Source organism: Bradyrhizobium septentrionale (assembly GCF_011516645.4).
Lineage (GTDB): Bacteria > Pseudomonadota > Alphaproteobacteria > Rhizobiales > Xanthobacteraceae > Bradyrhizobium > Bradyrhizobium septentrionale.
Window position 1 is genome coordinate 4558118 of sequence record NZ_CP088285.1, and the last position, 12093, is coordinate 4570210.

The window sequence follows — 12093 nt, forward strand, 5'->3', positions numbered from 1 at the left end:
ACTGAAGCCCTGTGGCAGCCTCGAAATCATGGTCGTGCTGAAGCCTTCGCCGTGTTGGATCCGGGGGCAGCACTGGGAAAGCCGCTATGGTCAGGCTTACCGGTTCGGCCGGGGTCTCAGAGCAGGGCAAAGGTACGGGATGGGCCACCAGGAAACCTGAGAGGTCCCGTTTGTGTCCACATGAATCGGCCGGACAGGAGCACCGGCCTGAACAATGCTCCGGGCCCGATGACCGACTTGGCGAACATCGGGAGCGCAGACGCGAACACGAAACACCAAGGCATGTGGAATCCCGAGGCGAAGACATAAGCTGACGGACATGCGCGGCGGGAAGTCGTAGCGGCTTCGTAGTACCGAGGAAGGCGGGGAACTGGGCTCACCGGGACCCGCTGGAGGGAAGGGAGCCGTCACGCGTTAAGACCCATTGACGAGAAACACGGGAGGGAACCCTGAGTCCCGCAAACCTGTCCACGAAACGACAATGGATAGCCGATCTGGCGAGGCAACATCCCGAGCGGGTGCTGACCGCGCTGCATCACCTGATCGACCGTGAATGGATGCTCGAGGCTTATCGTCTGACGCGCAAGGATGGCGCGCCCGGCGTCGACGGCATGATGGCGACGGACTATGAGGCGAACTTGGAGGTCAATCTTGATGATCTCCTGGCGCGCATCAAATCCGGCCGTTACATCGCGCCGCCGGTGCGACGGCACTACATCCCCAAGGCGGATGGCACGGAACGGCCGCTGGGCATCCCGACACTGGAAGACAAGGTGGCGCAGCGGGCGATTCTCCTGCTGCTAGAGCCGATCTACGAGACGGACTTCTTGCCGTGCTCGTACGGGTTCCGATCGGGACGATCGGCCCATGACGCCCTGCACGCTCTACGTACCGGGTTCATGGAACAAGGGCTGCGCTGGGTGGTGGACGTCGATATCTCGAAATACTTCGACACCATCGACCACGCACACTTGCGCCGATTCCTCGACCAGCGAGTCACGGACGGTGTCGTCCGGAGGATGATTGATAAATGGCTGAAGGCGGGGGTGCTCGAAAAGGGCATCCTGCGCCGCACGACTGTTGGAACGCCCCAAGGCGGCGTGATCTCGCCACTGCTTGCAAACATCTACCTGCATTATGTGCTGGACGAATGGTTCGAGCAGGTGGCGCGACCGCGGCTCAAGGGGCGGTGCCAACTGGTTCGATACGCTGATGATGCGGTGATTGCCTTTGAGGACCACCTGTCCGGCAAGCGATTGCTGAACGTGTTGGCCAAGCGGCTTGATCGGTATGGGCTTCAACTCCATCCGACCAAGACTCGCTTCGTAGACTTCCGGTTCAAACGCCCAGGCGGGCGTCATCCTGCGACGGCGGGGACCACGTTCAACTTCCTTGGCTTCACCCACGTGTGGGGTCTGTCGAGGCAAGGCAAGAATGTCGTCCGTCAGATAACGGCAAAAGACCGTTACGCACGCGCGCTGGCTTCTGTGATGGAATGGTGTCGGCAAAACCTGCACTGTTCGTTCAGGGAGCAGCACGCCCATCTGTCACGGGTAATCCGGGGGCACTGCGCCTACTACGGCATCTCCGGAAACGGCCGACGCATCAGATGGTACCACCACCAAGTCACGCGGATATGGAGGAAATGGCTCGCACGGCGTGGCCGCCACAGCAATCTGCCGTGGACGCGCTTCCGGGCCATGCTCGCGCGATACCCACTGCCAACAGCCAAGATCGTCCACCAATATGCTGCCGTCTCGTGAGCGAAGCTTGCGCGTGAAGAACCGGATGCGGGTAATCCGCTCGTCCGGGTCTGTGAGGGGCGGGGATGGCAACACCCCCGCCTACTCGGCAGAATGCAAGCTGAACGTCGCCACGCTCGGCCAGCTTGCCATAGCCAGCATAGCCATCGACCTGCAGGATCCCCTTGAAGCCTGCCAGATGCGCGATCGGTCGGTCGGCCTTGCGATCGGGGGCATAGACATAAACGACGCTCGGCGGATCGGCACCGCCCCATGGCCGGTCGTCCGCCGCATAGGCCCAGAGCTGGCCGGTCTTGGTACGCCCACGGCCAGGATCGAGCACCGGCATCGTTGTCTCGTCGGCGAACAGCTTTGGCCGTCGCCTGAGCTTGCCGAGGAGGCGCTCATGCAACGGACGCAGGTGGAAGGCTGCTTGTCCCACCCAGTCCGCCAGCGTCGAACGATCGAGCTCAATGCCCTGGCGGGCGTAAATCTGAGCCTGCCGATAGAGCGGCAGGTGATCGGCATATTTGGACACCAGAACCTGGGCGACGGTTGCTTCGGTCGGCAGTCCGCCCTCGATCAACCGGGCCGGGGCCGGCGCCTGCATGACACCGTCCTCGCAAGCGCGGCAGGCGTATTTGGGACGCCGGGTAACGAGGATCCGGAACTGCGCCGGGACCAGGTCCAGCCGCTCGCTTCTATCCTCGCCGATCCGATGTAACTCGCCCTGGCAGCAGGGACAGGTCTTGTCCTCGATGTCGACGACGACTTCGATCCGCGGCAGGTGCGCCGGCAAGGCGCCACGGTTGACGCGGCGCCTACCGGCTTGCACCTCACGGCCTTCAGGTGCGCTGACGTCCTGCGCCGTCTCGCCGTACGCTGCCACCTGCTCGACGTCTTCTAGGCCCAGCAGCATCTGATCTTCAGGCAGCGTCTCTGCCCGCCGGCCAAACCGATGCCGCTGCAATTCCTTGATGATCTGACGCAGCCGTTCGCTCTCGCACCGCTCCGCAAGCAGCATCGCTTTCAGCGTCTCGGGATCGTCAGGCAGGGCGTCGCTCACACCCAATTCAGAGCATATTCGCCGCCAACTGGCGACGCGTCCGACGCTCCTGATTCACTTCGCCGCAGCACCGCCAACAACTATCCCGCTTGTGTTGGCGCCGGCGTCGCCCGTGCTTCATGCACAAGCCGCCAGTCGAGCCCCTCCAGCAGCGCCGACAATTGCGCCGCCGACAGACGCATCACACCGTCCTCGATCTTCGGCCAGCGGAAGATTCCATCCTCCAGCCTCTTGGCGAACAGACACAAACCCGTTCCGTCCCAGAACACCAGCTTGATCCGATCCGCCCGCTTGGCCCTGAACACATAGACAGCTCCCGAGAATGGGTCAGCCCCCATGCTCTCGCGCACCAGGGTAGCAAGCCCCTCCATTCCCTTGCGGAAGTCTACCGGTTTAGTCGCCACCATCACCCGGACCGCACCCGACGGACCGATCACTGGCTCGCCTTCAGCGCCTGGACGATCGACGCAATCATTGTTGGGTCGGCACCACGACCGGCCCGGATCGTGATGCCGTCAACTTCGATCTCGATGATCCCGGAATCCGTCTTGGCCTTGCAGCGCACCGCTTTGCGCTCACGGCCAAGAGCGGGCGCCGGCACTACGGCATCCACCACCGCCGGCACAAACTGTACTTCTTCCACTTCGGAATGACCGCCCGCAGCTTCTCGCAACTGACGGCGCCAGCCAAACAACTGCTGCGGCGACAATCCATGCCGTCGCGCTACCGAACAGACTGAGTCGCCGCTCGCAACGATCTCCGCAACAATCCGCGCCTTGTCCTCGTCGCTCCACTTCCGCCGACGGCCGGCTCCAGTGAAGACCTCAAGCCGCCTCACCGGCTCCGTGATAGCACTATGCACTGTGTCCATTCTAAGCCTAACGGTTCAAACAAACCGCAGACTCGCAGATCGCCCCGTCAACCGGTAGGTGGCCGCTGAACAGCGCTTACGGTCGAGCCCGCGCGAGACCAGGTTGTCCAGCAGGGCCTGAACCGTTGCGGCATTCTGGGTCGCCCCTTCCACCAGCGCCAGCGGATGCTTGTTGCCTTCGCCGTCAACTCCGATCGCGGCGACCAGCACGAGATCGTCGCCGAGATGCAGCCCGTCGATTTGGACCACCAGAAGGTCGAGCGCGGACTGATCGGCAGCCATGAAGTCAGCCAGCCGCGCCGCCGACAGCGCTACGAATCTCCGCGAGGCCGCCGACTTCGAAACCCCCGATCCGGGCGGTGCCGGCACGTCACCTTCGGGCAGCCGGACGGCGCGGCCGAACCGGCGCGTCGACACATTGATCAGCATCAGGTTCATCGCCCAGCGACCGAGCCAATCCTCCTGCGCCGCCGTTTCCCAGCTCGGGATCGTGACCTCGCGGCCATCCACGCCCCGGACCCGCGGGCGCTCGACCTCGATCTTGCCGCCGTGGAAACCGATCCGTCCCCGCGTTCGGCCCCAACGGTGCGCCCGCCGCGCCGCATCGCGACCGTGGCGCGGCCCGCAGGCCGCCGTCACATCCGTCTCCATCATCGTGCCGAGCGCCTCGATCCCTGCCGCAAGGCAGAACCGATCGAAGCTCGCCCGCACTTCTGCAAACGCTTCGTCCAACAGCCCCGGTCGCCGGCGAACCAGCCGGTGTGATATCTCTCGTCATGGCGTTGCTCTCCTTTGTGGAATCAGCACCCCGAGCCTACCGGCTCAAGGTGGGCAACGCCGACCTCTTCAGAAATTCAACAGAACCCGGGAGTACGTCATGAAAGCTGATGCGCGCCTATGAGTGAGAGTCTCATCTGATCAAAGCCGTAGCGGGCAGATCAGGACCGAGTCTTGCGGGCGTCGCGGTAACGCGGCGTCTGAAGTGTAGACAGGGGCCATGTGGGGTGCGGGATTGAGCCACGAAATGCTGAATGTCACGGAGGCCGAGTGTGTTCCCGACCACGAAGGCAGAATGTGCGCCGTCGCTAAGCGAGACGGTGATGCTCCGTCGGGGTCGAAGGCCGGATCACGCATGGAAAGCACGCATCGGAACATGAGAGGCCCGACCGGGTCCGCCGGAATGATCCCCGGTGGGGGATGGCGGCAAGGCAACGCCGGAGCCGCCATCCGAGCTGAGGTCGGGAGTCGGACTGGGTTATATTACCGATGAAGCCGTCGAAGGAAACGAGACGGGCTGAGGGAAGGAGCCAGCTCGAGAGGAGCCCAAACGAGAGGGACAAGGACCGGACACAGAGCCGGGGTGCCTTGCCGCCCAACCTCGCGAGGGTGAACGCAGCGGCCCGCAAGGCCGCCCGTACCCAATTCACGGCTCTGCTGCATCACGTGAATGTCGAAGCGCTCGAACGAGCGTTCCGGCGTCAGAAGCGGCGGGCAAGCGCGGGGGTCGATGGGATCACGGTGACGGATTACGAACAGAACCTAGTGAGCAATCTCGAGGAGCTCTGTCAACGAATCCACACCAACCGATACCGGCCGCAGCCGGTCAGGCGTGTACATATCCCGAAGGCAGATGGTGGACGGCGTCCACTCGGCGTGCCAACGCTGGAAGACAAAATCGTTCAAGGCGCGGTCGCCGAGGTGCTGAGCAGCATCTACGAAGTCGACTTCATGGGGTTCTCCTACGGCTTTCGGCCGGGGCGTAACCCACATCAGGCTCTCTCAGCATTGCATACAGCGATCATGAGCCAGTACGTGAACTGGGTGCTCGATGCCGACATTCGCAACTTCTACGACTCGATTGATCACGAGTGGCTGATGCGGATGGTGGCGCACAGGATTGCCGACCCTCGGATCCTCCGGCTCATTCGGATGTGGCTCGAGGCCGGTACCCTTGAGAGCGGAGAATGGTACGAAACGGACAAGGGGACACCGCAAGGGGCGGGCATCAGCCCGTGCCTCGCCAACATCGTCTTGCACTACGCCCTCGATCTCTGGGTGCATCAATGGCGCCGTCGGCACGCGAGCGGTCGGGTATCGATCGTGAGGTATGCCGATGACTTCGTGATGGGCTTCGAACGGCTGGCGGATGCCCGACGCATGATGGCAGACCTCAAGGAGCGACTGGCGCGCTTCGGCCTGGCACTCCACGAGGACAAGACGCGGCTCATCGAGTTCGGCCGTTTACCGGCCATGGCTCGACGACAACGCGGCGCACGGCGTCTAGATACATTCGCCTTCCTCGGCCTCACCCACTACTCTGGGTGGACCAGGGACGGCAGATTTATCGTAAAACGCAAAACGCAGAGCAAACGCATGACGCGAAAGCTGAAGGCGTTGCGGCAGGAAGCGTGGCAGATCATGCATGCCCCGATGGCGACACAGCATCGCTGGTACTCCAGCGTGCTGCGCGGCCACTACGGCTACTATGGCGTCCCACACAACTGGCGCGCTCTCAACGGATTCCTACAGGAGGTCCGGCGCATCTGGTTCACCTGCCTCAGGCGGCGGAGCCAGAAGAACCGGGACAAGGGCTGGGACTGGTTTGAGACTGTGGAAGCGCGTTTTCCCTTACCCCGGGCACGTGTCGTTCACTCATGGGCGTAGGAGCAAACCGATGCGGGTGACTCTCGAGAAGAGCCGGGTGCGGGAAATCTGCATGCCCGGATCTGTGAGGGCGAAGCCGAATGGCTTAGCTACTCGACCATCCCCGATGACCGTCGCGGAATTGGTTGCCCTCTTGCTCACAAAACCGCAGGATTTGCCGGTTGCCTATAGTCTTTGCTCCGAGCAGTGCCTGCTGAGCGTTGATATGCGATGCATCGTCGGTCTTGTCGGTGACGGTGAGCCCTACGTTGCACTTTGTGCAGGTGGCCGTGAGCGCGTCGTTAGACATTCGTTATGGTTCCGTTGAAAGAGAGGCCGCAAGGCTGCGGCCGCCCGATCAGAGTATACAGAGGCGCACGCGACATCGGCGCGGATATAACAAGGGCCGCTCAAATGGCGACCCTTAGCATTACGAAAATTCGAACTCAAGCTTCGCTTTGGTTTTCGGCTTTGCGTCCGAAACTACAATGCGCACGTTTTCTCCCAGCGCGTTGAGAAGGTTGAATAGACGCTCATATGAAAATCCGTCAAAATTCCCACGCATCAGTCGCGACACATCGGGCTGCGCAATCCCGATCACCTTCGCGGCCTGTGATTGTGTGAGCCCCTTTGATCGAATGATCGCGGCAATGCCGAGCACAAGGTCAGCCTTGGCAAGATGCATTTCTGCATCCGGCACGCCGATGTCGGCGAAAACATTACCGCTGCCTTTTGTGCTTCTTGCCTTGCTCATTTGCTTTCTCCGCGTGTAGCTCGATTGCTGTCTTCAGCCGAGCGCGTATCAGATCCTTATCGCTCTCGGATGTCTTTTTGCCTTTGGTGGATTTCTTTTGAAAGGCGTGGAGTACGTATATGGCGCCTTTCAGCTGAACCGTGTAGACAGCCCGGAACGGGTCTCCATCAAAATTAGACGTGATTTGGAGGACGCTAGCTCCGCCAAAAACCTTTCAGCGGCTTTACATTTTCACCTTTTTCGCCCTTCTGGGCAGCGCGGAGCGCAAAACCGATCTCCTTCTTGCAGGGAAGGGGAAAGGCGGAAAGATCTTCAAGCGACGAGCCGACGAACTCGAGGGATACATCCACCTTGCTTTCGGATGCCTTTATAGCAGATTTACTATTGGCCATGTCAACGGAAATGTTTGGGGTTTGGTTCCCAGGAAAATTTGCGGCGAATCCGGTTGTTTGGCGCGTCAGATACAATCGCAATGGTGGCGCGACCGCAACGGAAGCAGCCAGCCAGGCTTGGGCGGTCGCGAGCTCACGATCCGGCAGCAAGGTGACGACCCGGCGCCTTTCCAGGTTGCAGATGATACTGGCGTATCGGTGATTGCGCCGCCAGGCCCAGTCATCAATGCCTATAACCCTGAGCGGGTCGGACGGCGAACGGCTGCGGCGTCGCACGACACGCAGGAGCGTGTCCTTGCTCGTAGCACGCACTCTCTACAACAAACCCACGCGGCACCAGCCTGGAGCGGTGGAGTGCTTGCGGCATGGCGCTGATTCTTCCCGCAATTAATGCGCCAGAGATCCCTCGAACTGCATCAAAAGTGATGGTGTGGAACGGCCCTTCGAACCGGCATCAAAAGTGCCTAACGTGGTCGCTTCGAGAGGCGCCACAAGGGAAGGACCGTTCCAATGGAGAAGATTATCACAGTAGGTTTGGATTTGGCTAAGTCGATCTTCCAAGTGCACGGGATCGGCAACGACGGGAGAGTATTGGTTCGCCGCATGTTGCGACGATCGCAGGTGCAGCCATTCTTTCGAGCGCTCTCCTCTTGCCTGGTCGGCATGGAGGCTTGTGCGAGTGCACATCATTGGGCGCGCGAAATCGCGGCCCTGGGGCATTCGGTCCGCATGATGCCACCGGCCTATGTGAAGCCTTATGGTGCGCCCCGACGGCGCGCATTACCAGTGGAGGAAGGATCCACCCAGAGAATTGTCGATTGATCTGGTAGCTGACGAGCGGTTTGGACGAGCAATCGGACGGATCGAAGCCTCGTGACAAAGGTCGCTTTTGGCGGCCGAGCAATCCAGCGGGCCGTAACGTGAGTGAAGCCTGAGCACGCCTCGAAAGTTACGATGTGAATGCCGACCCGATCGTATGGCGGGGAAGGCCGCGCTGACAGGGAAGCAATCGACGCATGCACCTGTCCGGTTCACCGGGGTAATGGGCACGGCACGCCGGAAAGGTAGTGCGGGTAATCGGGGGAGACCCGTCTTGGTCGAAGGTCGCGCCTTCAGCATCGAGTAGTCGATGGACCGGACGGGAGTCGGACAGGGTCGTAGTACTGATGAAACCGGGTAATTCCGGCGGAGGAAAGGACCCTGACTTCAGGTGCGCTTTTGAAGATGGCGAGGGAATGGGTCGATTGGCGATGAGCCTACAAACGCCCGATAAGATCAGGAGCCTTCAGAGAAAGCGTTATTGCAAGGCGAAGGCGGAGCCTGCCTTCCGTTTCTATGTGCTGTACGACAAGATCTGCCGCGAGGACATTCTGAGCCATGCCTACAAGCTGGCCCGCGCCAACGCGGGTGCGCCAGGAGTGGACGGAACAACTTTCGAGCAAATCGACGCGTCGGGACTCGAAGCATGGTTGGCCGGCCTGCGCGATGAACTCGTCACGAAGACTTACCGGCCCGATCCGGTGCGGCGGGTGATGATCCCGAAGCCCGGCGGCGGCGAACGTCCACTCGGTATCCCAACAATCCGGGACCGGGTCGTCCAAGCTGCCGCAAAGATCGTGCTGGAACCGATCTTCGAGGCGGATTTTGAGGACGGTGCTTATGGATATCGCCCGCGTCGTAACGCGGTCGATGCAGTCAAGGAAGTGCACCGGCTTGTGTGCCGGGGCTACACGGACGTTGTTGACGCCGATCTGTCGAAATACTTCGACACGATCCCGCATTCGGACCTCCTCAAATCGGTGGCCCGACGCATCGTTGACCGGAATGTGCTGCGGCTGATTAAGTTATGGCTGCGAGTACCGGTCGAGGAGCGGGATAGCGACGGGAAACGGTGCATGAGCGGCGGTAAGAGCAACAAGCGTGGCACGCCACAGGGCGGTGTCATCAGTCCGCTGCTCTCCGTCATCTACATGAACCGGTTCCTGAAGCATTGGCGTCTCAGCGGTCGGCGTGAAGCATTCCATGCCCAGGTTATCTCCTATGCCGACGACTTCGTCATTCTCAGCCGCGGCCACGCGGAGGAAGCATTGACGTGGACGAAAGCGGTGATGACCAAGCTTGGGTTGACGCTCAACGAGACTAAAACCTCGGTGAAGAATGCCCGATTGGAAAGCTTTGACTTCCTTGGGTACACGCTCGGACCCCGCCGCTTCCGCAATGGGGGACGGTGGTATCTTGGCGCGGCTCCGTCCAAGAAAAGCGTGCTGCGGATCAAGAGGAAGGTCAGCGTACTGCTGACGCCGGGCAACAAGGGCGCTTGGCCCGAAGTACAAGCACGACTGAACCGCCTTCTGCGCGGCTGGTCCGCTTACTTCAGCTATGGCTCTCTTGCTACGGCTCATCAGGCCGTTGATCGACACGTCTTCGACCGCGTGCTCGCCTTTCTGCGCAGACGACATAAGACGCCAGGACGTGGCGTCAGACGGTTCTCTGATCGGATCCATGGGAACCCTGGCGTACTTGTGCTGAACCGCGTGCGCAAAGTGTCGCCGACGTGCGCCTTGTGACAAAACCTGTCGGAAAGCCGGATGCGGGAAAACTGCACGTCCGGTTTGATGAGCGGGGAGAGGAAACGGAACGCGCAACAAGCGCATCACCGCGCCTCTCCTCGACTCTACTCAAACGAAATAAGACCGACATGGCTGATGCAGAAGCCATTTGTGAGGCTGTCACCCGTCCGACGATGCGGTTCGTACCGATGAAGACTGCCGAACAACAAGCCGCCGGTATGATTCTGCGGGCGCGAGAGCTGCTGATCAGACAGCGGAGCCAGACTGCCAATGCTCTGCGCGCTCACATGGCCGAGTTGGGTATTATTGCGGGGACGGGCATGGCAAGCATCGCGAAACTTCTGGGATTGCTCCGGGAGGGGGAAGACGACAGGATCCCCGCCACCGCCCGCTTTGCCCTGATCCATTTCGCTGAACAGATTGAGCTACTTACAAACCGCATAGAGAAGCTCGATAGAGAGATTTTGGTTGCCGTCAGAAAGGATCCCGATGCGAGGCGTCTGATGAGCATTCCCGGTGTTGGTCCTCTCATCGCCGCTACCGTTCGGACATCGGTCTTGGATGCTCGTGGCTTTGCCACTGCACGAGATTTTGCGGCTTGGATGGGTCTGACGCCGAGGGCACAATCGAGCGGTAGGAAAGAAAGGCTCGGCGCGATATCGAAGCGGGGAAATCGGCAACTACGGACGCTCTTAATCGTCGGTGCAACTTCTATCATCAAGCTTGCCAAACGAGGCTTGAAAGTCCCGCTCTGGGTTCGGACCATGCTGCAACGCCGGCCGGTCAAGGTCGTATCAGTGGCGTTAGCCAACAAGATTGCGCGCACCATCTGGGCGTTGCTAGTCAAGGGCGGCATCTATCAGGCACCGGCCGCAATGCTGAAATCTTAATCTTAAGAGCTCATCGGCGGAAAAGGAAAGCCGCCGAGGAGGCAGGGTGCAATCTGGATGAACACTGAATGACGACATTCCCGGTAGCAATCAGACCGCCTGACTCACTGCGCTTCGAGCGCGCAAAATTGATTGGGCGATTGCTTCCGCGGACATCATCGTGGCCAGCGGCCAGGTGCCGCGTTCACAGGCCGAACATATGACCGCACCGCCATTCCTTGTTCAATCAGAGAAAGACCTTGCAGCCCGGGCCGTTCCACATATGAGTCAGAGCCAAATTTGAACGCCGAATGAGAGCGAGAAATGCGTCTTCGTGATACTGCTGGTCATGGCGTGGTCTCCGATCCGGCGATCCAACGCCGGATGATTCGAGGTTGATCACCTCGGAGACTACGCCACCTTCAAATCCAGCCAATCCCGCGACGGGGGCCCGGCGCTCGATGAGGCGGGACTGACGACGTTCCAGTTCGTCCTGCAGGATCAGGGAGAAGGTCTCGAGGAATGGCTGGTTTGGCGCCCTGCGCCTGCAGCACGCGCGTCTGCAGCGTGTCGCGGACGCCTGACAGGCACAGCTGTCGCAGGCAATGTTCAGTTTCCGGCATGGTCAGCACCCACAAGACCCACTAGCGAACGGATGGGCGAGCTACAGAATCTACTCACGAAATGATCAGCACGGCCCGTATACAGCCGATCTGTAGAACAATGACGATCCGGCATTGTAAGCTGGTGACAAAAGTCCAACTCGATGGACGATGTACTACGTGGGGGCGGACTGGAACTTCCACAAAATGACTGGCTGAATGACAAGCAGATGGATCGGTTGGGCACGCTTGAGGCAGACGCGAACTGCGGTATCAGCTATTGCTCCATAGAGCCATCATATGGGCGGTCATTTACGGTGTGACACGCAGGCGAACGCTTGTGTTTTCAGTTTTTACTTCCGTATAGCGTTGGAGGCCTGGCGGAGAGCGTCGCAGAAGGTTGTGAACCGCGAGTGCCTTGGGCAGCACAACAAGACAGACCGCACGGGAGAAAGGTTCCGGAATGCTCGTCCTACCCCAAATGGGAGGTGACCCGCGCAAATCAATCGCCCACACTACTCTTAGTCAAAGGGTCCAGAAGCTTTGAGTCAGTGACGGCCACACAGCGGATGCTGCCGGTAGGT

General features: G+C 60.5%; 7 protein-coding genes and 5 pseudogenes. 5 read left to right on the top strand and 7 right to left on the bottom strand.

The features are described 5' to 3' along the window. Positions 1-518 precede the first annotated feature (518 nt). The gene (gene ltrA / locus HAP48_RS23515; RefSeq protein ID WP_224496549.1) at positions 519-1763 is read left to right on the top strand and encodes a group II intron reverse transcriptase/maturase; all 1245 of its coding nucleotides are present in this window, start codon (positions 519-521) and stop codon (positions 1761-1763) included. Between the two features lie 88 nt (positions 1764-1851). On the opposite strand, the pseudogene tnpC reads toward ltrA (HAP48_RS23515), so the two are convergent. The 4 genes and pseudogenes from tnpC to HAP48_RS23535 all read right to left on the bottom strand — a co-directional run. Further along, positions 1852-2766, bottom strand: a pseudogene (tnpC, locus tag HAP48_RS23520) (IS66 family transposase); the annotation flags it as partial. A 122-nt stretch (positions 2767-2888) separates the two neighbouring features. Beyond that, the gene (gene tnpB, locus HAP48_RS23525) at positions 2889-3245 is read right to left on the bottom strand and encodes an IS66 family insertion sequence element accessory protein TnpB (RefSeq protein ID WP_092304020.1); all 357 of its coding nucleotides are present in this window, start codon (positions 3243-3245) and stop codon (positions 2889-2891) included. After that, positions 3242-3679, bottom strand: coding sequence for an IS66-like element accessory protein TnpA (gene tnpA / locus HAP48_RS23530; RefSeq protein WP_165123109.1), 438 nt, complete (start codon positions 3677-3679; stop codon positions 3242-3244). Before tnpA ends, tnpB begins: the two co-directional genes overlap by 4 nt. A gap of 81 nt (positions 3680-3760) precedes the next feature. Beyond that, positions 3761-4457 (bottom strand): annotated as a pseudogene (locus HAP48_RS23535) (IS256 family transposase); the annotation flags it as partial. A 587-nt stretch (positions 4458-5044) separates the two neighbouring features. On the opposite strand from HAP48_RS23535, the gene ltrA (HAP48_RS23540) reads away from it, so the two are divergent. After that, the gene (gene ltrA, locus HAP48_RS23540) at positions 5045-6343 is read left to right on the top strand and encodes a group II intron reverse transcriptase/maturase (protein ID WP_224496557.1); all 1299 of its coding nucleotides are present in this window, start codon (positions 5045-5047) and stop codon (positions 6341-6343) included. 409 nt (positions 6344-6752) lie between these two features. Here the strand turns inward: ltrA (HAP48_RS23540) and HAP48_RS23545 are convergent, their stop codons facing one another. The 3 genes and pseudogenes from HAP48_RS23545 to HAP48_RS23555 all read right to left on the bottom strand — a co-directional run. Next, a complete protein-coding gene (locus tag HAP48_RS23545) occupies positions 6753-7076 on the bottom strand; it encodes a helix-turn-helix domain-containing protein (protein WP_029085263.1) in 324 nt (107 codons plus the stop codon). Beyond that, on the bottom strand, positions 7042-7260 hold the full coding sequence (locus HAP48_RS50480; protein ID WP_334262130.1) for a type II toxin-antitoxin system RelE/ParE family toxin: 219 nt from the start codon (positions 7258-7260) through the stop codon (positions 7042-7044). Before HAP48_RS50480 ends, HAP48_RS23545 begins: the two co-directional genes overlap by 35 nt. Positions 7261-7558: 298 nt before the next feature. Then, positions 7559-7768: pseudogene (locus HAP48_RS23555) on the bottom strand (transposase); the annotation flags it as partial. 210 nt (positions 7769-7978) lie between these two features. On the opposite strand from HAP48_RS23555, the pseudogene HAP48_RS23560 reads away from it, so the two are divergent. From HAP48_RS23560 to HAP48_RS23570, 3 genes and pseudogenes are all read left to right on the top strand, one after another. Then, positions 7979-8227: pseudogene (locus HAP48_RS23560) on the top strand (IS110 family transposase); the annotation flags it as partial. A 476-nt stretch (positions 8228-8703) separates the two neighbouring features. After that, the gene (gene ltrA / locus HAP48_RS23565) at positions 8704-10035 is read left to right on the top strand and encodes a group II intron reverse transcriptase/maturase (protein ID WP_224496558.1); all 1332 of its coding nucleotides are present in this window, start codon (positions 8704-8706) and stop codon (positions 10033-10035) included. Between the two features lie 8 nt (positions 10036-10043). After that, positions 10044-10928: pseudogene (locus HAP48_RS23570) on the top strand (IS110 family RNA-guided transposase); the annotation flags it as partial. Between the last annotated feature and the right edge of the window lie 1165 nt (positions 10929-12093).